We start from the raw sequence: 22,201 nt of genomic DNA, 5'->3' as shown, positions 1-22,201 counted from the left end.
ATTATATATGAAAGCTTAGCCCAGAGTTTAGAAGCTCAACAACCTCAGCTTTGCTGTAACGATTGATTGTTGCATCAGCCTTGAGTGATTTCCAGGGAAATTCTTTAAGTTTCGTTAATTCATCCAGCAAAAAAGAAGCAAAGGAGTGCCGATGATAAGCCGTTTTTGGAGCAAGCAAAAATTCATTAATGCTAGCAATGGCAGAAATTTTGTCTGCTGTGTTCACTTCATTTTTGAACGCTGCAGCAAACTGCTGTCCTGTTTTCCCATGGCGAAACCAACTGAAAAAACCATTAGGTCCCCGATCATTGCGGCAAGAGTTGTCCTTTTTATACCATTTTTCGTAATTTTCTTGTGCATTAGCTACAGCGGTTCGCAAATCAATCAGTTCAATATCTTCCATTAGCTGTTCATCAGCATACCGATCTAGCTCTTCAAATTGAAACTCACCCACCTCGATTAAATCACTATTCGGTGGATAATCAATGCCCGCGTCTCTATTAAAGGGGACTAAAACATGTTCAGCACGCCTTTCTTCTTCCACCGCCAATACTGATGAGAAATCGATGTCGATTCCTAATTCGCGAGCAAGATATTTCCCTTCTTCAATCAACAAATTGAAAAAGTATTCTTTTTTCTCCGCATATAATCGTCGCCGACGTTGTTCATCGCTGTTGTAAGTCCTTATGAATTCCTGGGTATTATGATCGGCTGTTGCCACAAAGATTTCTCGATCAAAATCAGTTGCTGCCGCGCGAGCATTAAGCTTCTGATGAACGGAGTGTTCCCTATTGGAAATGATTTCTTTCAGTGCCCTTAAGTAATCAAGGCTTGTTTCAAATGAATCGAAGGAAAATTCATCCAGTTCATCGCTAAATTGCGAGTACAAAAAATCAAGCTGCGCTTCATTAAACAGTGGGGATTCCACATTGTTCCGCGCATGTTGCCGTGCTTTCTTTAAAATATCCTGCTTAAACGCAGAAATCTCTTCTGGGAGGATTGGTAAGCTTGAAAATACCAGTGGATTATCAGCATGTTCTGATTTCTTGTAACTTGCAAAAGGGACATCCTGAGGATTTTTAATGGACTTAAGAAGTCTATTGTAATTTACAGGTTCCCATACTTGGGCCGCCCACCGACTAAGCTCCAAATTACCCGTTAATCGATTGGTCTCTCCCTCGGTATAATATAAGGTATTCTCATACAAGCAGTAGGCCGCTTCGGAGTTATCATTTGGACCATGGCTAAAATAAAGCAGCCAGGTTCCTTTTTTATCGGGTAAATCTTCCCAAGCTCGACAAAGCTTGTTCTCTTCAGGATTTCGTGTACTGATTTGTACTCTAACCTCATCCGATTCGGTTATGAATCGCAACCAGGAATCGAGTTCGGGGCACCAAAAAGGACCTATTGTCATATCGATTTATCACATGATTTAAAACTGGACACAATGGTAGCACAAGAGTCTTAAGTGATGCTTAAGAAGCGCCTTGGCAATTTGGACAAAAGCCATAGATGTTCAATGCGTGATCGGTCATCTTAAAATTAGCTTTTTGAGCGATCATGAGTTGTCTTTGCTCAATAATTTCGTCGACAAACTCCTCAACCTTCCCACATTTTACACAAACCAAATGATCATGATGTTCACCCTGGCTAAGCTCGAATACAGAGTGGCCACCTTCAAAATTATGTCGATGCACCAGACCTGCTGCCTCAAATTGGGTCAATACACGGTACACAGTGGCCAAGCCAACGTCTTCGCCCATGTCTAGCAAGGTTTTGTAAACTCCTTCAGCACTCAAATGATGATCACGCGACTGCTCTAAAATTTGAAGAACTTTCAGGCGAGGCATGGTTATCTTAAGTCCAGCGTCTTTCAATTGTTGGCTCTCTTCCACCCTTACCCCTTTGCAAGTGACATTAATAGTTTAAAATTATTGGCCGTTGTAGTCGCGCATTCATTAAATCAATCCAGCTGTACTTCTACAAATGACATGATATTATGGCGAAATTTTTAATAACAGGCAAAAAAAATGCAAATTAGAACCATTCTCATTGCTTTGACGGCCTCTGCCATCTCCTTTTCGCTAACCAATTGTGCTTCTTATGATTTTTCCAGGAGAATTGTGCAGCAAGGAAATTTGCTTCCGCAATCAAAAATTGAACGTTTGAAATTAGGAATGAGCAAGCAAGATGCCGCTATCTTAATGGGAACCAGCTTACTAAATCCAATGTTTAATAATGATCGTTGGGACTATGCTTATACCTTTAGGCGTGGTACTGGCCCCCTTCAAATGCAAAATCTAAGTTTGTATTTCGCCCATGATCGCCTAATACGAATTGAGCGCAAGCCATAGCGGGATATCTTAGACCCTAATCCGCTTGCGATGAGGCTTATTGGTTTTTTGCCCTTTGCCTGCGCTTTTCCTTTGGGTCAAGGGTAAGAGGTCTGTAAATCTCAATGCGATCACCTGATTTCAATACAGTATCCAAAGGCAAAACCTTGGAAAAAATACCGGTGGAAAAGGATTTGGTCTCAGGATGGTTTTGCCAAAGTTTTACTTCGTCCAAAGCATCTAAAATGGTTGAACCGGATTTTAATTCCAGCCGATGGTGTATGGTGTTGCCATCGGCCTTGATGTAAACGATTTCAACTTTTACCATACAAAGCCTCAGCCCGTTCGCAAAAAGCATCCACCATTTTATCCGTTACCTGCTCAAAAACTGGGCCTAAAAGCATAGAGAACATCCAGCCTGCAAACTCAAACTCGAGGTCAAAGGAAATTTTGCATCCTTCAGGCACTTCATCAAAACGCCAAAATCCCTCTAAATGCTTAAAAGGTCCATCCACCAGGCGGATTTCAATCATTTTATTAGCTTGCAAGCGATTACGGGTGGTAAACGATTTATTCATCCCGGCAGCTGAAATGACCAGAGTAGCCTGAACTTCATCTTCATCGCGATGATGCACCAGACTTTGTGAGCAATAAGGAAGAAAACTGGAGTACTCCTCAACCTTATTGACCAAATCATACATTTGGCTGCAACTAAAATGAACCATACGAGTCTTTTTTACAACAGTCATCGGTCATCTCCTGCAAGAAGATTATTAAGCCAGGCCGATAAATCTTCGATTTCTTCAAGGCAAACGGCGTGATCCATAGGATAGCTGTGCTCGGCCACCTGCAGGTAACCATTCGCTTTCAGCCAGCCTAAGCACAGCTTACTCCAGTCTGGCAAAACCACAGAATCATAGAGGCCATAAGCGAAAAAAATCGCGGTTTCTTTGGCGAGTAAAGGTTTACATTCAGACGCTAGAGGCAAATAGGCTGAGAGGACAATGATGCCCCCTAAAGGCTGATTTAATTTCAAAGCAGTATGCAAAGCCATTGCCCCACCCTGGGAGAAGCCCGCTAACCAGATTTTTTTCGAAGGAATACCCTGTTGGATTTGCTCATTAAGGATTGCCAAAATGTCGTTTTCTGAATCCAAGATGCCTTCCCTGTCCTCACGGGAGGAGAATCTAAGGTCATAAATATCATACCAGGCACGCATTTTAAGGCCATTATTGATGCTTACGGGCCGAACTGGAGCATCAAGAAATACGTGGCGGACGGCATTTGAATTGAGTTGCAACTGACTGGCAAGGCCTGACATGTCATTGGCATCCGCACCCAAACCATGCATCCAGATGATACAAGCTTCAGGCGGTTGTGGCGGTTCCTTTATATAAGCGTTTAACACGGCGTCTCCACAAAATCAAAACCCCAAATTATCCCCAAAGCCTTGGATGATAGCAAGCCAGTCTTGAGCAAAAAGCGGCTTTAGAAGCGCGCTAATTAAGAAGTCCAGAAGCGATGCGATAAACTCTGTCTTATACAGCAAAATCATAATTGATCTATTTCAAACACTGTGTTCATGTTATAATCATTCAGATTGCGATTTACAAAGTATTCAGATGTTAGAAAAAATTCAAAATTTAATTGCCAATTTAGGAAAAAAATCCAAAGCTTATGTGCTTAACCAAAAGGATTGGTTTAATATTTTGATTATTTATTTACAAAGCAATGCGGATGAACGCGAGCTTTTAGCTAAAGGCGTCCAACCCTATGCCCAGATGGAAGTTTTAGACGTTTTTACTTCCCTTGAAGAGCAATCGGAGTTACAAGGGAGCAAAATTCCCAACTTTGCGAAACGCGTTGCTAGCGTTCTTCCTAACATCAGCCGGCTTAACCTCAGTAAAGCAGAATGGCTGCAGTTGATTCGCCGCACTGAAGAGCAAGATGTAAAACGCCTAAGCAGTGCCTTTCTCCTGTCCTGCCTAAGTCAAATCAGAAGGGATGCAGAAAGCCTTGACTTGCTCCAGGGGAGAAAACAGTTACCCCGCCATGTCAAAAAAGCGCCAGCTCCTGAAGAATCAACCCTCCATCGCGTGAAGCGAAGACGATTTAGAAACGATGATTCCGAGGATTTGCCCATATTATTCAGCGACAACAACAAGGAAAATGAGCCTGATCTTAGTAATATTAAAGTAAGGCGAATAGACATTCTCTCCCCCGGCACACCGCTTAAAGGTTATCCAGAAGTTTATCGCACACCCGAAAAACAGACCCGGGTCAGAAAACTATATGGACACAGAACTGGCCTCATGGATTTTACTTTGTTTAAGGCCTTAACCCCCTCTCCTAAAAAGGTACAAATTACTGTAGACGATGAGGAAACCGTCAAGAAAAAAATGCCCAAATTGCTCTTTCAGCAACTGGAGCCCTTGTCCTTTACTGCCACCCTGGAAGCGCTTAAAAAAAGACGTGGGTTAAAGCGCCGGCAAGGACAAAATCAGCTTATGGGTGGCAGCTGCCAACAAGTGTTTGCAATTTGTGGTGAAAATATTGTCATTGAAAGCCAGAGCAAATACCACTGGTCCCATCTCATTGCCTACTTTCTGGGCGGAATGCACTCCGCCGACAATTTAGTCCCTGCAACCGCAGCGTCCAACTACAATGTTCTTGAAATCATCGAACAATTTATTGCGGAAAAACTAATCAAGGAAGACGTTTCAGACGTCTATATTACTGTTTCTCCTGTTTACATAGATGGTTCCAACATCCCCTCAACCTTGTTATTCAATTTGAAGTGGCTGGAACATTCAGTTGAACATAGCGAGGAAATTCATATAAATCCACGTTCCCATGAGCGGGTAAACAAATCCATGCTAAAGGCCATTGATGCCATTAGGAATTTGAGAAACCCAGACGCAGAACAAATGCAAGTGGAAGATCAAGGGCTAAAACTTACCATTTAGTACCCTAAAACTTCGATAGCGCTTTTCACTTGAATTTTTTATACTAGTTGGTTTGCAGAATTAACTATGCGCAAATCTTTGCTAATTGCTATAACAATAATAATAATAAGCCTTACAGGCTGCGGTCAGAAAGGACCTTTGTATTTACCAGATAATCAGAAACAGTCAATCACAAACAAGTGAGCTGAAATGACCATCCGATTTACAAAAATGCATGGATTGGGTAACGATTTCATGGTAATTGACGCCGTACGCCAGACCATCAATGTAGATGCTGCAGACATTGCCAATTGGGCGAAAAGAGATACCGGCATCGGTTTTGACCAATGTCTTATTGTTGAACCGAGTCCAGCACCCGATAGCGATTTTTTTTACCGCATCTTCAATGCCAATGGCCAAGAAGTCGGCCAGTGCGGCAATGGCGCTCGTTGCCTGGCACGTTTTCTCTTGCACTATGACTTAACTTCAAAAAAGCAGATATCCGTTGCCACTCGAACAACTCGAATGATGTTGCAAATTAATCCTGATGATAGTGTTACCGTGGACATGGGCACTCCCAAGCTTGCTCCGCCTGACATTCCTTTGCTTGCTGGCCAACAAGCTACTTTTTATCAGCTGGAATTGGCGAATGGGTTATCCTACCCTGTCCATGCACTCAGTGTCGGAAACCCCCATGCGGTTAGCGTCGTTGAAGCACTTGATCAACTAAACCTCAACCAATTGGGCAAAGAAATTAGTGAGCATCCGCTGTTTCCTGAGCAAAGTAATGCCGGTTTTATGGAGATTATCAATAAAGACCAGATACGCCTTCGTGTATATGAGCGAGGCTGCGGCGAAACCAAAGCTTGCGGCAGCGGCGCTGTTGCGGCTGCGGCCATTGCCAGGCTCTATTATCAATCTTCAAACCTCATTCACGTGCAATTACCAGGGGGAGAGTTAATCATTGAATGGCCCGATGTGAATGGCCCCATTTTTCTAAAAGGGCCCGCGGAGTTTGTCTATGAGGGGGTGTTGCTGTTATGAGAATCGTCATTCTTGGAGCAGGACAAGTCGGAGGAACTTTGGCTCGCAGCTTAGCCCGTGAAGACAATGACATCACCTTGGTTGATTTGGATGAAGACAGGCTTCGCGAATTGCAACATCGTTTGGATATCCGCACGGTTCTTGGTTCAGCCGCCCACCCGAATATTTTAATTAATGCGGGAATTGAGCAAGCTGACATGTTGATTGCGGTCACCAACAGCGATGAAATTAACATGATGGGATGTCAAATTGCATACAGCTTGTTTCGTACACCTACGAAAATTGCCCGTATACGTTCACGCGATTACTACGATTATCCGCAATTATTTTGCAACGATCATGTGCCGGTGGACGTTTGCATTAGTCCTGAAAAACTGGTTACAGAACATATAGAAAACCTCATTGATTATCCAGGTGTAACCCAACTGCTCGAATTTGCTGATGGCAAGTTGTTATTAGCAACTATTAAACCTCAGCCGGGTGGGGTAATGGTAGGCAAAACCATTCAACAGTTGTATGATCATTTAGCACCGATTGAAGCTCGGGTGGTGGCTATTTTTCGCGATAAAACAGCAATTGCCCCAGAAGATAATTGTGAGATTGTTATCGGCGATGATGTACTTTTTATCGCCTCTCCGCACGCTATTCAACAGCTCCTCATCGCCCTTGGCCGCTATACGCACCCAAACCGCCGAATCATGATCGCAGGTGGCGGGCATATCGGTTCAAAACTCGCTGAGACCCTGGAAAACAAGTATCGAATCAAAGTGATAGATCGCAATCTATCGCGCGCAAGCGATCTTGCTTCGCAATTGCATAAAGGGACGGTTTTGCAAGGTGATATCGCTGATCGGGACCTGCTTGTGAGTGAAAACATCGAATTCACAGATGTATTTTGCGCAGTAACTAACGACGATGAGGCCAACATCATGTCCTGTTTGCAAGCCAAACGTTTGGGAGCACGACATGTCATTGCTCTTGTCAATCGCAATGCCTATGTTGACCTAATTGAAGACAGTGTAATTGATCATGCAATCTCGCCTCAATTGATTACCATTGGTAGCATTCTTACTAAACTTCGCCGTGGAAATATGGTTAAGGTATACCGTCTGCAAAATGACGAAGCAGAGGCGATTGAGCTCATTACTCATGGGGATGAGCTAACTTCACAGGTAGTAGGTCGTCAATTGTCGCAAATTGAGCTTCCACCAAGTAGTTTTATTGCTGCCGTGATGCGTGAAGATAAACTGTTAATGCCAGAGCCTGACCTGCAGTTGGAATCTGGTGATCATGTGATTATTTTACTGTTAAAGAGACGTTATGTACGTCAAATTGAATCCTTGTTTCAAGTCAATTTGACGTTTACGAGCTAAATAATGCAAATAAAAACAATTTTTCGTCTTATTGGCCTGTTACTCATGATGTTCAGTGTGAGTATGCTTACACCGCTCGTGATCAATCTTATTTTTCAGGAAAGATTTTGGTTGCCTTTCGTAGCGGCATTTGCCTGTACTTTTTTCACAGGTTTAGTGCTTTGGTTTAGTTTTAGAAAGCAACACCATGAATTAAAAATCAGGGATGGTTTTTTAATTGTCGTTCTCTTTTGGTTCGTGCTTTGTTTTTATGCTTCTCTACCGTTTATTTTTGCAATTCATCATCACAGCCTAACCGATGCTGTTTTCGAATCCGTTTCAGGCTTCACAACCACGGGCGCAAGCATCATTCAACATATTGAAGGCTTACCTCATGCTGTTCTTTTTTATCGTCAGCAATTGCAATTTTTGGGGGGGATGGGAATTGTAGTTTTAGCAGTCGCTATATTGCCAATGCTTGGCGTTGGGGGGATGCAGTTGTATCGGGCAGAAACACCAGGGCCGATGAAAGACAGCAAATTAACGCCAAGAATTGCTCAGACAGCAAAGGCCTTATGGTCCATTTATTTGCTATTGACCTGCATTTGTTGGCTTTGCTACTGGTTAGCAGGTATGGATTGGTTTGATGCCTTAGGGGAAAGTTTTGCCACGGTGTCTACTGGAGGTTTCTCCATGCATGACAGCAGCTTTGCATTTTATCAAAGCGATGTCATTGAATTAATCGCCTGTGTCTTTATGATTCTTGGTGGCACCAATTTTGCCTTGCATTTTCTTGCTTTGAAAAAAAGGAGCTTAAGCCATTATTGGCAGGATGAGGAATTCCGCTTTTACATTACCTTCCTTTTTTTAGCGAGTCTTCTTGTCACCATTAGTCTCATCATTTATGGCTTTTTTGAAGCCAATCATCATGCCCTTATAAAAAGCTTATTCAATGTCATTTCCTTGGCCACAACCACAGGCTTTATGTCTTCTTCGTTCAGCAATTGGCCCACTTATGTTCCAATTCTCATTATGTTGATTGCCCTCGTGGGTGGCTGCGCCGGTTCAACGAGTGGTGGCGTGAAAGTGATCCGCGCACTGTTAATTTATAAGCAAAGCCGAAGAGAAATGGTGCGCTTACTCCATCCCTACGCCTTAATTCCAATTAAATTTGGTAAGCAAACCCTCCCAGAGCCTGTTTTGGAATCCATGTGGGGATTTATTTCAGGGTTTATTGCTCTTTTTCTGCTGCTAATGGTTCTATTTATGGCTCTAGGCAATGATTTTATCACTGCGTTTTCAGCAATTGTTGCTTCTTTAGCCAACGCCGGAGCAGGATTGGGGGGCATTAGTAATAATTTTGCCAACCTGAGTGATGCCAGCAAATGGCTGCTTATTTTCTCTATGTTAGCCGGACGTCTGGAGATATTTTCTCTTCTTATCTTATTTTCCCCACATTTTTGGCAAAAATAAAACAAATATTGAAATTTTTTCTCAAGCAGTTATGCTTGATCTAATCAAAGGAATGAAATCAAGATCAGGGCATTTTGCTGAATGCTTTATGTCTTTGAGCCCCTGAGACAAGGAGTCGCACATGGGCAAATACTTTGAGACAGAATTTCTTTCAGATGCTTTGAATGCTCAAGCATTGTTCATGCAGGAAAAACCGGGTTCTCCAGTACTGAATCCACTCATTAATCAGCTGGTAGACGCCCATAATTTCGAAAAATTAACCGCCCTTTTATCTCTTGTGGGTCAAGGCGAATGGCTGCCCGATAAGGATATACTTAAAGCTAAAATTCTAAGTCACTTGTTAGTGGATGCATTAAATTGCGCAAACAAAGAGCAAATCAAAACAATTCTTCAGGATTTAGACCATTGTCTGACTAATCAACCTAATCAATGGCAAGAGCTCATTTCAAATCTCATTCTTTGGATAGAAAAACATTATCCAAATGAAGAAATTGGTTTCCTGCTACAGCATCTTCCAGCTGCACAGCGAGAACGCTTATACAGTCGACTGCTAGAAACAGCCGATGGGCGCCCGCACTGGCTTGAGGCACTAATTACATATGTTTTGCATAGTCGGGACGTAGGCACACTAATAGGTAAATCAGAGCATTTGGAAAAACTTGCTGCCAGCCTTCTTCTATCCCCGACCTGTGCTTATGAGCACTTGAATCAATTAAGTCTTTTTGTAAGTACTGAAAAATTGGTCAACATCATCTTCCAATTGCGAGCCTTGGCCGCTACTTATGCAGCCAATAATCAGGAAAGGCAACACAGCCGCTTTGCCGAAAGAAGACAAATTTATTTGCATAAGTACGATGTGCTGGCAACTGCTCTAACCGTGCGGGCAACCAGTTCGAAAGTAGATTATGAGCATTTAATCTCCGATAACAGTGAATTGGCCAATATCTTATTTTCCAAGCGCCTTAAGGAACAAGGCAATCCAATTCAACAAAAAGAATTGCTTGCTGAGTTCTTTGAGCAGAACGACAAATACGATGTAACTGATCCTCAATTAAAAACAACCCTCTGCTTTTCTTTACTAGCGATTGCTGCCTATCTTCCTCATTCAGAGTTTACTATTTACTTTAAAAACTATGTTTCCATCTTTTGCAAGAAGAGCAGCAATGAGGATATTCGTTTTCTGGACGATTTATTTGACAAACACTTTGACCGAACACAAGTGTTTAGCTGTTTGACAGCAATTGATGATGAAGATAGAACAAAAACCATCAATTACATTACCTACAGCAAATCTCGTGACAACCTTTTAACCGAAGAATGCTTTAAATCGCTTACTGTCTCCCAGCTTATTAACCTGTTTGGGCACATCACAGCGCTGCGCCTAATTTTTCAGCAAGGTTTTGAATCACTATGTGACATTTATTACACTATTTTGTGTGAAAAAATGGTGGCTCTAAGTACGCCTGAGAAAGCCTTAAGTAATCTTGCTCAAATGATAAAAGTGTTTCCTGAAGAAGTAACGCGGGAAGCCATCCAAATTATCTTTAACCATTTTAAATCGCATTCTTCCCTTCGACAAAAATGGTTAATGACCCTCTTGGCCGAACAATTTCCAAAACACCATCTACTCCCTCACTGTCGAGAATTGTTAAAAGTCCTAAAATTACCCGAACAATTGAATGTACTTAAACATTTTAACAGTGATGAATTTCTAGCCTTTTATCTGGAGATGAATCGACTTCATGTTGCAGAGGCAGAATTCCAACCCCTTGTGGAACTATTAAAAACAACAGACAGACAGCCACTTTTGCTCTACCTGTTACTGAACACCCCACAATTCAATGAAGCTTTCCTCGATAAGTTAATGCCATTCATTGATGATAAAAATTTAATTACCTTAATCGAAGAATTGCTAAAAAAAACTCAAAGTGATTCCAATTATTCTTCCACCTTGAATCAGTTACTGAATTACTTTTGTCAAAGACTGCAAACAACCATGGATGAAAAAGCAGCAATCCATCAGTGGACCAGCTGTGAAAATCCTCAGCAACTGATTTCATTTTTACTGGAAAACCCGAGCTGTTTTTTTAATCTATGCTCACGCTCATCCCTGATGCAGGATTACACCCCATCCTTATTACAAGGTTTTGTTGTATTAAGCCCAGCAACGGATTTGAAATTAAGAGCCAATCGAATTTTAAATTTAGCTCATTGTGATGAAAACAATGCCGAAGCAATTGCTCTTAGGCTATTGGGACAATTTCATACCACCCCTAAAAAATTACAAACTTTATTTATCAATCTTGAAACCGCCCAGCAAAGCTTGACTGAGCAGGGAAAAAAAAATTATTTATGCTTAAAGCAAGCATGCTGGAATTTACTCTCTCCAAAACAGCCATTCGATGAAAAAAAAGCCTTTCAGTTCTTAACAACACAATTATGTTCAGCTCATTGTTTTGATCCTTTGCTGGCGAGACTGGCTAGTGATGTTGGGGGGGAACAAGACAGCAATCTGTGTGCACAATATTTAGTGCAAATTGATGTAGAAGCTCTAGAACATATGGACCCCTCCTCGCTGGCTAGAATCTTAGCCAGATCCCTTCAGGAAAACACCAAGGCTAACTGGTTGAAAGTAGCCATTTATTTACAGGGAAAAGAAAATGAACAAACTATTAAGCTGATTAAGCATCTGCTTTGTGAGGTAAGAAAAGCCAGCAATAATCCAGGTTTGCTCAATAAAAGTTTGAGTTTTATTCTTGGTTTGGCCAATCTTGATGCAGTCGTTCCTTTCCTGAGTAATGAAGAATTGCAATGGCTCTTTAAAGAATGCAAATCAGATGAACTCATTAAGCGATTGCCGTCCTGGTTAAACCAGTTAAGTTCAGTGCGTAAATTTGAAGACGTTGATTATGGGGCACTTTTAAGCTTGCTTCCTCAAAATCCTATCTTATTGGAAACAATTTATCAGCGCGAGGATCTACAACCTCATTTGGCAACCATTTTTATCATAATGGCCACCAATGCCAATCAGATGCCACACTCTCTTGCCATTTTCCAGCACTTAAGCAAGCAATCTAGCGCAAAGAAAATAGAATTTGTCCGATTGGTTCAACAAAACATTCAATCTAATCAGCTTACTATTACTGGCTTATTGGTAATTAATTTAACCTTGTTGAGCCTGAGTAACTGGCAGATAAGCCAGTCAGACAACATCAATTTAGTTTTAGAGCATCTGAGACTCATTAAAAACCTGGGTGAGAATCACGTGCAAGCCGAACATCTTTCTCGTTTTCCAGATGAATTACAGCAAATGGCATTAAACCTCCTTTCTTATCTGATTGCACAGGACAATCGCTGGGCCCATGCTGTTTTAGCCAGCCCAGTTTTCGCCCAATTGGCGTTAAGTTGGCTTAAAGAGTTGCGCATTAAATCAATGAGCAGGCACCCCTTAACCATCATTCTTCTGGAGCATGGGCATATAAACTTCCATCCGGAGTTAACCAATGCGAGTGAATATCAGGATTTCATCAAGCAAATTTTGAGCTCACCTCCAATTGATTTGAATGAAGATCAATTTATCCTTTTTTTTAATCAACTAACTGAAGAAAATAAAAAAAAATTAGCGCAGGAATTGCTTCAACGCCCCACATTGGGTGATGTTCAGTGGTCTTCTTTACTGACTTTAGCCCAAGTGCTGCCGGTAGAAGACTTGTATGAAATTTATAGCAAGAGCAAAACTCGCTTTGTATTTGTGGATTTGCTCGCGAGGCATCCCAGAGGCTTAAATAGCCTCAGCTCAACTCAACTCAACATTTTGTTTACTGATATGACGTCAGGAAAGCAGGTCTTAAGAATTCTGGATAGTTATAGCCCGCCAATCCGCAAAAAGGAATTCATTAAAGCCATTTTCGAATATCTTGAAAAGAAAAACATTTCACTAGCCCATTGGTTTGACATCATGAATATCGATGCGCAAACCTTGGCGGCGTTTAGCAATTACACGGTTGAGCAAAAACACTGCAAGCAACTCATGCAAGTTATTGATGAGAGTCATTATCTTAAGCAAGGAGTCATTGATTATTTGCAAAATCCCAGCCTTGATATGCAAGTGGATCCTGAAGGATTGTTGTTTCGCCTTTTGCAGCAGACTGCCTTGCATCCTTGGCGAGGAACTCCAGGCAAACCTCAATTAATTAAACATCTGGAGCCTTCTCTCATCCGTAAAATTGTAGGGGCGCAGTTTGAATTATGGAATACAGTCAATCTTCTACAACAGTTTTATGAACCGTTTATGTCATGTCATGAGGTTGCCCCGCAAATGCTTTGCGCAGCAAGGTGGCTGCAACGCATTCCGATTCTTACAGAAGCTTTATTTGAAATTATTAGAGAATATCTGCGAGCTGACGTTGCAGTTCGAGAAACCATTGAAGGCAGCCCTCTTTATCAGCAAGTGATTAAGCCGCTTTTCTGCGCAAGCAATTTAGACAGTTTTTATGATCTGCAATTTAATGACATGCAAACCATGCTTGAGGATTATTGTCGTAGAGTGGAGAGCTTAAACTCCCCTCATCAGCAAATCATTCGAGGTTATCTTGAATCCTACCAGAAACAAATTGCAACAATCGAATTTTTTTCTGAACCTAAATTAATCCAATTTTTCAGAGCGAATTCCTATCTCGCACGAATCAAGAATGGAGTCATTCATCAACTGCAATCTCAAGACATCGATTCTCTAGCCAATTCCCTCCAGACGCATAACTCTTGGCTTGAGCGAAAAGGAATTAACCCTTCTGTTCAATTTGAAAATCTTTTAAAAACCGTTGTCCCGCAGAAGAAAATCTTTACTCATGATGGCTTTAGGGAATGGTTTTTACAGGTTTGTCTCTTTTCCCCTCTGACGCAATCCATGAAATCTGAATTACTACAATCCATCCTGGCGCAGTATCCAAACGAGGAGTTGTTTAAACAAATTGAACAACTTCATCGAAGGCAAAAGCAACAACAGGCGGTATATAAGACCTTAAAGGAATATGAAAAAATTTCCTCTTTATCTATCCTTATTAAAGAGCTCTCTTCCCAGTCATTCGAAGAGCTTAAGCTTCAGCTCTCCATTTTAAGCCCCGATCAGCAGCCTTATCTCTATCACATTTTAATGATGGTTTTAAAAGCGAAAAGTATCCAGTTAGCAGAGGTTAAATTGCAGCAATTTTTATTACCTCCCTCTCTTGGCAATAATTTCGAAATGGATTGGCTTCGCCTTGAACTGATAAAACTGGCTGACCAAGGCCGTGTATATAGGCACAAACTTAATGAAATAACAAAGCTCGCCATGAGTTTTAATGATGATGCGCAGGATGAAACCAGAATAAAACAGTTAGCTTATTGCCATTTAAAAACCGAAAATACCGATGAACTAGCCTCTATCCTAAATTCTTATCTCCCCCTGTTCAGCAGACAAAAGACCTTGCTTTGTCATGAATTCTTAATGCAACTGCAGAAATTTTACTTTGAATCGGAAAAAACACAGACACTTATTGCAAAATTAAGTCCAACATTGGTTAAGCAAATGATGTCTTTTGCCGTTCAAGACAGCCAAGCCAATGAGAAATTAATTGAAGACACCATTCGCTCCGGTTTTGCTCAAGACTGCGAAACGATCATTCAACAACAGCTGCATGTGGTTCTTGGGCTTAAGGCTCGTGATGATATTGATAAGCCTCTGCTGGCTCAGCTCTCTCTTGAGGAATTTGCCAAGTTGAGTGAAATGGAATGCAAGCAAATTTTGGCTCTTCAACGCCTGTCTTTCCTGATTAAACCTTTACCAGAATTAGCCGCAGAAGCTTATAAAAATAAACAGGAGTTTCAACTGTTTAGTGCTGAGGCTTCTTTGTACAACATACTGCTTAACCAGCGCTCACAAATGATGAAACGGGCCAGGAGTGATTCTGTTGTTGAGCAGGCACAAAAAAATTTTGATGTTTGCCTTAAAGTTCTTTTTCAAAACAACAGAGGCTTTTATTACTACCCATTCATGGAAAAGCTTCAACAAGATACAAACATCCAGGCTCCAGGCCTTTACTTCCATTGGCTTTGCCTCACTTCTTTTTTAACTGAGGATAAAGAAAAATTAATTGCCGATTTTATTAATTGGCTGCAACAAATTTCTGAGAAAGAACTGTCAAATCAAATTTTTTTGGAGAGATTATTAACATACATCGTAGAGGAAAATTTACTGCAGAAACTTTGCCAGGGACTTGCCCTTAGCAAGGGAATCAGTGAAACCAAATCCACATGGCTATTTAACTGCATTTTGCAAATTAAAACCGCCGATCAAGCCCTATTGAAAAACATTGTTCTTGGATTTTCCTGGTCATGGATTCAAGCGCAAGTAAAGGAATCTCCTGAAAACCGAACTCTGTTTTTGCAATTGGCTTTGCAGCAAGAAAATCATCTTAAAGCCATTCGTGAGAATGCTTCTGGAAAACAAGCACTATTCAATTTACTCCGCGAGTGTCAAATTCCCATAAATGAGCTTATTAAACTGCAAAAGGCTGCCTCAGACGAGTTGGTGAGATCCATTATTGCTACGCATTTGGCTACTCGGAAAGACTATATTGATAATTTTTCAGGTGAAGAGTTTTTTAAGCAGATAAGCAAATCCGAAACCATTCAATCCTCCCGTTTACAAGGCATCATCGACCAGCTGCAAATTGCAGCTCTGGAACCAGAGTTCATCAAAGGATTACAGGCTGAAGCCGCAGCCAGTTTATTATGCTCTGTTAAGCATTTTCATCAACTCAGCACCCATACTGTTAATCTTTTGCTTCAACAAGTACATGAACAAATTCCTGGTCTAATCAAGTATTGGCTTAATCTTGCCAGCAGAATGCCAAATCGAGAGTTACCTTTGCTGGCTTTTATCCAGCTTCATCCTAACCTGGTGTTAGCGGAGGTAGCACAAATGCCTGAGGCTAAAAAAAATCAAATCATTTTATCTTTATTGCAAAATTTAGATCAATTACCAAGCAGCACACTGAAAATGTTATTGGCACTTTGCGATGAAGAACATTTAAACCAAATTTGTCATCTTTATTTTTACGGCCGTCAGGCAAGTGATAATGCCATACAATTCATCCGTAATTTAACCAATAAAATCCTTGAAAATAAAAAACCCCTAAAATCGCAAACCATTCAACTGCTAATGAGAATGGGCGAGCGGGATAATTTTTTACCTCTTCAAGAGCAAATTGGGCAGGCCACCAGCAATTACCTACGCAGCAGTGCGCTTTTCGCCGATTGTTCAATATTCTACGATGATGGCCAACTGAATATAAAGCGCTTGCAAAAACCCATACACTTAAGAACTGCGCCGACTGAAAAGCCACAAAGTTATGTTCAAATTTTTAGCAGATTTGCAAAAAAATTATTTTTGGCGGCTGATGAAACTCCCGAGCCAATTACCGATATCCACGTTAATCCCCTGATTAAAATTCTTTCTGAAGAACTGGATCAAATAACATCCATCGACTATTTTCTGGTTCATTATCATGGAAAAAAAGAACCTTTACAGCTTTGCCTTAGTGATTATTTTGACCTGATTGAGACAACTGGTGACCATAAGAAGTTGCAAACCACAGCCTGGCTGTTAACACGAGCAGAAATTGCTCCCAACACCCGGCAAATTCTATTCGATGAATTGCTAAAGCGCCCTGGCTTATTTAATGAAAGCATTTGTGGTTCACTTCTGGAATTTGCTCCCGAACAAGCCATTCAACAATTTACCTTGAAAAAAGATTATCACGGCCTTATTCAACTGTGCACTTTGGGATTAAGAAAATTGGATGCTGATTCCGAAAGTGCCACCATCGCAAAAAGGGCCCTAAGTGAAGCTGAATTTGAATTTTCCATCGCCAATATCTCAGGCTTTCTAGCAAATTTTCGCATCTGGTTAAAACGAAGTTTATTTTATGGCTGGCAAAGCTGGTTTGAACCAAGAGAGCCAAAATACGTACAACCCTTCAATGCTGAAAATCAACAGTTTTACCAGGCGCAAATTCCCACGGAAACACACGCCCCCCTCATTACAAGCACTGTAAAATCTGAGCAGGTTAAGAAACTCCCTGGGCGAGAAAATCTAGGCAGAATCCTTCATGAAGTAAATGCTGAGTCTGATTTGATTTCTTTAAAAATTTTAACAGATGCTCTGGCCATTTATGACTGGCAAATGCCCAATTCCAATGAGCTGAACATTAGAAAAACCGTAGACGAATTATTCGAAGGATTATTACACCGCAGTAAATCAGATAGAGCCATTGATAATTGGCTGCCTCAACAGCTTGAGGTATTTATAAATAATCGCAATAAATTAATTGGCTTATATATTAAACATCAGGAGCAAGAAAGCCTGAGGGCATTGTTGTCCCGCGCAATCAAAGGACCTGGTAATTTTTATCATGTGGCTTCCTTATTATCAGAGTCCAAAGAGCCGGAAACTATTGAGGTGAAAGCCTGTCCAACTCCTACAGAACCCCTGCCATCTGCACAGGCTTCTCTCATTACAAGGGTCTCAGGGACAATTTATTCTTGGTCTTCTTCTTTTTGGTCCTTGGGGAGACTAAATCAAAACACGGGGCCACAAGTCAGCCCTGATCCTTCAAGGCGAGGCTGGTTTCAAGGCATTCTCTACTAAGCTGATGCCCTGGTGCAAAATAGCGCTTTAGCCTTGAAATTTTTAAAAATGCCTCCATGCCTAACAATAGATTTGAATATTGACTTTAGATTCAAATTCAATAAAAACTGGAAATGATATGTTCCATGGGATCATTCAATCAGAACGTTAACAGGAGAGAAGCAATGAACATTATCAGACGTGATTTGTACCCATTGACCAGGGATTTTAATAGTTTCCTGGAAAATTTCTTCCGAAGCCAATCAGACGATTCTTCCTTTGTTGATACGGGTTCCTGGGCACCTGCAGTGGACATCAAGGAAGAAGAAAATCGCTTCCTTGTCATTGCCGATATCCCAGGGGTCAAGAAGGAAGACATGCATATTTCTCTGGAAAATAATATTCTAACCATCCAAGGCGAGCGGAAGTTCGAGAAGAAGGAAACGAAAGACAATTACTCGCGTGTTGAACGCATGCAGGGGCAATTCTATCGCCGCTTTAGCCTACCTCAAACAGTCGATGAGAAAAAAATAAGCGCCAAATGCAAAAATGGTGTTCTTGAAATTTCCATTCCCAAGAAAGAAGCCAGCATGCAAAAAAAGATTGACGTCAAAATCGAAGAATAACTGTCACTCAGCACTCTGTAGCCTTATGTCCTGGATCTCTGCACCGGGATCCAGATTTTTTATCTGAAATAAGCTCTATAAAGCAAATATAAACCTATGATTAGGTAAATTGCTGCAGCTATCCAAAAATAAACTGGCTTTCTAAGCCATGCCTGTGCAATTCTCACGCCGATTTCTGGAAAGAACAGTCTTAACAATCCACCAATAAGCATCAACCAACCCACAATAGTAATGATTACAGGCCATCCCATTACCCACACATTGTGACTGATTACGATCATAAGACCGAGAATCAGCGTAATAATTGCCATGAAAAACAGCAAAGCGCGATGGGCAATCGTTTCGGAGATAATGGCATTTGCCAATTCCTGCCGAATAACAATCCAGAGGGCAACAATGACAAAATACCAGCCAATTACCTTGCCCAGAAAGAGAGTTAATTCCATGATGCTCTCCCAAAAATTTCTTTCTATTTAAGTATAGGCGAAAGCGGATAAGCCGAGACCTTTTGGGAAATCAAATTTAAGCATCTAAATAGTGCTTGTTCCCTAGGAAAAGTATTTCTAATCGGCATTGGCAATCAATTAAATCCTGGATTCAGCCCAAAACAGCCCTTAGACAGTAAATGATAATCCTTTGGCAAATGCCGTTATATGAGGTATTTTGTTAAGGTTTTAGCAAATAATTGGTTGTTTGCTAATATTTTAATATGCCATGTCAAAATTATTTTACAATGCTTGAAAATAATGGAAAAAATACAGCAACCTTGAACGGATACCACCTTTGTGGATCTGAATTGCTTCCGGCAAAGGTTAAGGAGCCGAATGGATTCTATAGCCAAATGAATGGGACAAAACCCAACCCTTTTAATTTTATTTGTCAACCAAAGGCAATCAATCATACCAAATTACTTCAAATCCCTTTAAACTTAGCTGAAAACCAAATGGCATTCCTTGACCGCGATTTCAAAGATTCTCAAGTGAATCAGCTTTTTTTAAATTCAGGCAAAACTGGACCGGCATATGCTGAAATGGAAACAATTTTTGGTCTTTTACCAGGACAAAGCATTTATTCTACGGGAGGAGAGAGCAAGTTGAACAACATTAACAATGAATGCACTCCTCTTTCTACCTACAATGATGCCAAAACAACCAGCCGCATGTTCCTGGAGGAGATTTTGCCTTTTGATTATTTTGCGCAGGGGCGGGAAGGCTCACCTGAAACTTCAGCACAAACCAGGCAATCAGTAGACGAACGCAGCCTATTGCAACCGCAAATACCACATTTGCTTCTTGTGGAAGATAATATAATCGCCTTACGCCTCCTTGAATCCATTACCAAGCAGGCTGGCTGCGATTTCACTTCGACTTTGGATGGTGAGATGGCCTTGGAGTTAGCCAAAACCAAACAATTTGATTTAATTGTTACTGACATTGGTTTACCAGGGATGTCTGGGATTGAAATGACTATTTACATTCGACATTGGGAAAGGGGAAGCAAAAAAGCGCCTACCCCGATCGTAGGGTTAACCGCACATTCCCTGGCAAGTTCCGCAGATGAGTGTTTGGAGGCCGGGATGAATAAAGTCTTTGCCAAACCCATTAATTTGCAAACCATGAAAGATATTATTTCTTCCTTAGTCATTCCTAACGGCAAAGCCATACCTCGAGGGGTCGTTCCCGACCGAGACATGCCTGAAAATGAAGAAGAACTCTTTGCATTAGATGATTTTCCGCTGTTTAATTTGCAACAGGGAATCAATAACCTGGGAAGCATTGCCTTGCTTAAGGAACTCTTGAATCTGATGCTGATCGAGGTTATTCCCAAAGATGAGCATGAAATTGAACAGGCCTATATGCAAGGAGATTGGCCTTCCGTTGAAAAAATTGCTCATAAGATGAAAAGCGGTGCCCTATATTGCGGTACTACACGACTGCAGTACGCTTGCCAATATTTGGAGCGTTATAGCCAAGCAGGACACAGTAATCTTCTGGATAAGCTTTACCATCAATTAATTCAAGTCTTGGCCCAAACTAAAGAAGAAATCAGTCACTGGCTCAATCAAGAAAAGAATCAGAATCGCAGTTTATACTGATTCATGAAATCTTTTTAACCGCATTTAAGGTTTCGGCCTGATGGAATGGATGCAGTATGCTGCTGACAATTAAACTTTTCCCCCTAGATGGGTTGCATCTCTAACTGTTTTTCCTGCTTCTGTTCAGCTCCCGCTAAAGAACAAAGGCTAGCCGCTAAGCGAGTAAAAATACTTAGCATTCCTGCAGGAAGGGATATTAGAGTGGCTAAAGCAAGGCTCGGAATTAACACAAGACCAACGCCCCCTACTACGAGAGAAAGCTCTGCTGTATCCTGAACAGTTCGGGAAAGCGTGCTTGCCCCAAGCAAAGCAGCAGCCTTTCCAAAGGCGTAACTGACTGCATAAAGCAACAAGGCCATTGCCGTTAATGCAGTGCAGCAGACAGTCAAAAAGCCTAAAATAATGGGAGCGCAGAGGGGAGTACTTAAGGTGATGGCAGTATCTCTGATACTGCGGTAGGGTGTAAAAAATCCAGGTATTTGTCCATGATAAAATTTTCGGCTTTCATGCCAAATCAAATTAAGTGCTTCCCTAATAATTTTCATATTTCCAGCCATCATTATTCCTTAACAAGAGTAGCCGTTTTAAGCCAGGACAAGAAACATTAGCACGTTAGGGCTAAAATGAAAACGCTCCTTGAGGTATCAGTTAAACACCAACTCCCTTTTCCCCAAAATTTCTGGCCGAATTTCTCGAATTTTATTGTTCTCATCCACAAAAATTACCGTCGGCTCATGCTGCTGGCAACGATCTTCGGATAACTGGATAAATGAGGCAATAATAATGATGTCTCCAGGACTTACAAGATGGGCAGCAGCACCATTCACACAAATATTGGAAGAATTTTTTTCTCCCTTGATGGCATAAGTTTCGAAACGTGTACCGGCTGTAACGTTCCAAACATTCACGGCCTCATTGACCAGGATGTCCGAAGCCGCCAAAAGTTCAGGCGATAGGGTAATGCTACCCTCGTAATCCAAGTCAGCCTGAGTTACTCGAGCACGATGAATTTTTGACTTTAACATTTTTCTATATTGCATGGGAACAACCTGAAAACCAGAAAGAGCTAAGAGGAAGATTAAGCAAGCAATGATAACATGGAAGGCAATTGCAGACTATCCATCCGGCAAAGGATGCATGCTTTTGAGCGCTGCTTACCAGCAGCAATTTGATTGTTGCATCCTGCCGGCACAATGTTAATGTTTAGAAATTTCTTCTAGTGTTTCTCCTTTTAAATGATTTTCCTGGCAATTGACAGCAATATCGCCTAAGGACACTATCCCTGCCAATTTTTTATCTTTATTTAACACAATCAGACGACGGATTTGGTGATCTTTCATGCATTTTGAAGCTTCCTTGATATCGTCTGTTTCATAGCAGTAATAAACGCCTTTATGCATTACACTGGTTACTGGCGTATCCAGGCCCTTATCGTCAGCCAGAGCAGAAATGACAATATCTCTATCTGTAATTGTCCCTACGAGCTTATCGCTCCTTTTATCACCAATAGGTAAAAATCCTGTATCCAATTCCCGCATTTTTTTGGCAGCTTCTTTTATTGTTGAGGTGGCAAGTAGATATTCAGGATTAGGGGTCATAATTTCTTTAACTTCCATAATATTTCTCCTTAAATATAAGGTCATCAAAATAAATGACCTGCTAACC

At 41.2% G+C, this 22,201-nt stretch carries 17 protein-coding genes and 1 pseudogene; 9 read left to right on the top strand and 9 right to left on the bottom strand.

The window, feature by feature from the left end; genetic code table 11:
* Position 1: 1 nt before the first annotated feature.
* Positions 2-1,414: a hypothetical protein gene (locus EL203_RS01535; protein WP_058471334.1), complete on the bottom strand. Its 1,413-nt coding sequence runs from the start codon at positions 1,412-1,414 to the stop codon at positions 2-4.
* Positions 1,415-1,475: 61 nt separating this feature from the next.
* Entirely contained in the window at positions 1,476-1,895 is a 420-nt protein-coding gene (gene fur, locus EL203_RS01530) for a ferric iron uptake transcriptional regulator (RefSeq protein WP_058471335.1), read from the bottom strand.
* A gap of 104 nt (positions 1,896-1,999) precedes the next feature.
* Between fur and EL203_RS01525 the strand changes: the two are divergent.
* Positions 2,000-2,354 (top strand): annotated as a pseudogene (locus tag EL203_RS01525) (outer membrane protein assembly factor BamE).
* Between the two features lie 37 nt (positions 2,355-2,391).
* Here the strand turns inward: EL203_RS01525 and EL203_RS01520 are convergent.
* Genes EL203_RS01520 through EL203_RS01510 form a run of 3 tightly spaced genes read right to left on the bottom strand, consistent with a single transcriptional unit; the run spans position 2,392 to position 3,726 of the window.
* Positions 2,392-2,661, bottom strand: a complete 270-nt coding sequence (locus EL203_RS01520; protein WP_058471336.1) for an RnfH family protein — start codon at positions 2,659-2,661, stop codon at positions 2,392-2,394.
* The gene (locus tag EL203_RS01515) at positions 2,648-3,082 is read right to left on the bottom strand and encodes a type II toxin-antitoxin system RatA family toxin (protein ID WP_058471337.1); all 435 of its coding nucleotides are present in this window, start codon (positions 3,080-3,082) and stop codon (positions 2,648-2,650) included. The genes EL203_RS01520 and EL203_RS01515 overlap by 14 nt, the downstream gene beginning before the upstream one ends.
* Positions 3,079-3,726: an alpha/beta hydrolase gene (locus EL203_RS01510; protein ID WP_082647215.1), complete on the bottom strand. Its 648-nt coding sequence runs from the start codon at positions 3,724-3,726 to the stop codon at positions 3,079-3,081. The genes EL203_RS01515 and EL203_RS01510 overlap by 4 nt, the downstream gene beginning before the upstream one ends.
* 229 nt (positions 3,727-3,955) lie before the next feature.
* Between EL203_RS01510 and EL203_RS01505 the strand changes: the two genes are divergently transcribed.
* The 7 genes from EL203_RS01505 (at position 3,956) to EL203_RS01475 (ending at position 18,441) form a co-directional block, all read left to right on the top strand.
* Entirely contained in the window at positions 3,956-5,299 is a 1,344-nt protein-coding gene (locus tag EL203_RS01505) for a DNA/RNA non-specific endonuclease (protein WP_058471339.1), read from the top strand.
* Positions 5,300-5,365: 66 nt separating this feature from the next.
* Positions 5,366-5,482 carry an LPS translocon maturation chaperone LptM gene (lptM, locus tag EL203_RS14730; RefSeq protein WP_082647171.1) on the top strand — a complete coding sequence of 39 codons (117 nt, stop codon included), beginning with the start codon at positions 5,366-5,368 and terminating at the stop codon, positions 5,480-5,482.
* Positions 5,483-5,488: 6 nt separating this feature from the next.
* Positions 5,489-6,322, top strand: coding sequence for a diaminopimelate epimerase (gene dapF / locus EL203_RS01495; protein WP_058471340.1), 834 nt, complete (start codon positions 5,489-5,491; stop codon positions 6,320-6,322).
* Positions 6,319-7,695 carry a Trk system potassium transporter TrkA gene (trkA, locus tag EL203_RS01490; protein ID WP_058471341.1) on the top strand — a complete coding sequence of 459 codons (1,377 nt, stop codon included), beginning with the start codon at positions 6,319-6,321 and terminating at the stop codon, positions 7,693-7,695. Before dapF ends, trkA begins: the two co-directional genes overlap by 4 nt.
* A gap of 3 nt (positions 7,696-7,698) precedes the next feature.
* The gene (locus EL203_RS01485) at positions 7,699-9,147 is read left to right on the top strand and encodes a TrkH family potassium uptake protein (RefSeq protein ID WP_058471342.1); all 1,449 of its coding nucleotides are present in this window, start codon (positions 7,699-7,701) and stop codon (positions 9,145-9,147) included.
* A 121-nt stretch (positions 9,148-9,268) separates the two neighbouring features.
* Positions 9,269-17,836, top strand: coding sequence for a hypothetical protein (locus EL203_RS01480; RefSeq protein WP_058471343.1), 8,568 nt, complete (start codon positions 9,269-9,271; stop codon positions 17,834-17,836).
* 164 nt (positions 17,837-18,000) lie between these two features.
* The gene (locus EL203_RS01475) at positions 18,001-18,441 is read left to right on the top strand and encodes an Hsp20/alpha crystallin family protein (RefSeq protein WP_058471344.1); all 441 of its coding nucleotides are present in this window, start codon (positions 18,001-18,003) and stop codon (positions 18,439-18,441) included.
* A gap of 59 nt (positions 18,442-18,500) precedes the next feature.
* On the opposite strand, the gene EL203_RS01470 is transcribed toward EL203_RS01475, so the two are convergent.
* Complete coding sequence (locus EL203_RS01470; RefSeq protein ID WP_058471345.1) at positions 18,501-18,887, bottom strand: hypothetical protein; 387 nt, start codon at positions 18,885-18,887, stop codon at positions 18,501-18,503.
* 497 nt (positions 18,888-19,384) lie between these two features.
* On the opposite strand from EL203_RS01470, the gene EL203_RS01465 reads away from it, so the two are divergent.
* On the top strand, positions 19,385-20,536 hold the full coding sequence (locus EL203_RS01465) for a response regulator (RefSeq protein ID WP_165481232.1): 1,152 nt from the start codon (positions 19,385-19,387) through the stop codon (positions 20,534-20,536).
* Between the two features lie 83 nt (positions 20,537-20,619).
* Here EL203_RS01465 and EL203_RS01460 read toward each other — a convergent pair whose 3' ends face one another.
* The 3 genes from EL203_RS01460 to EL203_RS01450 all read right to left on the bottom strand — a co-directional run bounded on the left by EL203_RS01460 (position 20,620) and on the right by EL203_RS01450 (position 22,152).
* Positions 20,620-21,093: a hypothetical protein gene (locus tag EL203_RS01460; RefSeq protein ID WP_058471347.1), complete on the bottom strand. Its 474-nt coding sequence runs from the start codon at positions 21,091-21,093 to the stop codon at positions 20,620-20,622.
* An 87-nt stretch (positions 21,094-21,180) separates the two neighbouring features.
* On the bottom strand, positions 21,181-21,576 hold the full coding sequence (panD, locus tag EL203_RS01455) for an aspartate 1-decarboxylase (protein WP_058471348.1): 396 nt from the start codon (positions 21,574-21,576) through the stop codon (positions 21,181-21,183).
* Positions 21,577-21,732: 156 nt separating this feature from the next.
* Positions 21,733-22,152: a CBS domain-containing protein gene (locus EL203_RS01450; RefSeq protein WP_058471349.1), complete on the bottom strand. Its 420-nt coding sequence runs from the start codon at positions 22,150-22,152 to the stop codon at positions 21,733-21,735.
* Positions 22,153-22,201 lie beyond the last annotated feature (49 nt).

Source organism: Legionella jordanis, assembly GCF_900637635.1.
Lineage (GTDB): Bacteria > Pseudomonadota > Gammaproteobacteria > Legionellales > Legionellaceae > Tatlockia > Tatlockia jordanis.
Note: the sequence above shows the minus strand (reverse complement) of the source record. Positions and strands in the feature narration are given on the sequence as shown.

Bases quoted from the DNA above. Each gene is read 5' to 3' on its own strand.
- EL203_RS01515 (WP_058471337.1), bottom strand. From the start codon at position 3,082: ATGACTGTTGTAAAAAAGACTCGTATGGTTCATTTTAGTTGCAGCCAA.
- EL203_RS01485 (WP_058471342.1), top strand. From the start codon at position 7,699: ATGCAAATAAAAACAATTTTTCGTCTTATTGGCCTGTTACTCATGATG.
- EL203_RS01460 (WP_058471347.1), bottom strand. From the start codon at position 21,093: ATGGCTGGAAATATGAAAATTATTAGGGAAGCACTTAATTTGATTTGG.
- EL203_RS01520 (WP_058471336.1), bottom strand. From the start codon at position 2,661: ATGGTAAAAGTTGAAATCGTTTACATCAAGGCCGATGGCAACACCATA.
- EL203_RS01470 (WP_058471345.1), bottom strand. From the start codon at position 18,887: ATGGAATTAACTCTCTTTCTGGGCAAGGTAATTGGCTGGTATTTTGTC.
- panD (WP_058471348.1), bottom strand. From the start codon at position 21,576: ATGCAATATAGAAAAATGTTAAAGTCAAAAATTCATCGTGCTCGAGTA.
- EL203_RS01465 (WP_165481232.1), top strand. From the start codon at position 19,385: ATGGCATTCCTTGACCGCGATTTCAAAGATTCTCAAGTGAATCAGCTT.
- EL203_RS01450 (WP_058471349.1), bottom strand. From the start codon at position 22,152: ATGGAAGTTAAAGAAATTATGACCCCTAATCCTGAATATCTACTTGCC.
- EL203_RS01475 (WP_058471344.1), top strand. From the start codon at position 18,001: ATGAACATTATCAGACGTGATTTGTACCCATTGACCAGGGATTTTAAT.
- EL203_RS01505 (WP_058471339.1), top strand. From the start codon at position 3,956: ATGTTAGAAAAAATTCAAAATTTAATTGCCAATTTAGGAAAAAAATCC.
- dapF (WP_058471340.1), top strand. From the start codon at position 5,489: ATGACCATCCGATTTACAAAAATGCATGGATTGGGTAACGATTTCATG.
- EL203_RS01535 (WP_058471334.1), bottom strand. From the start codon at position 1,414: ATGACAATAGGTCCTTTTTGGTGCCCCGAACTCGATTCCTGGTTGCGA.
- EL203_RS01480 (WP_058471343.1), top strand. From the start codon at position 9,269: ATGGGCAAATACTTTGAGACAGAATTTCTTTCAGATGCTTTGAATGCT.
- lptM (WP_082647171.1), top strand. From the start codon at position 5,366: ATGCGCAAATCTTTGCTAATTGCTATAACAATAATAATAATAAGCCTT.
- trkA (WP_058471341.1), top strand. From the start codon at position 6,319: ATGAGAATCGTCATTCTTGGAGCAGGACAAGTCGGAGGAACTTTGGCT.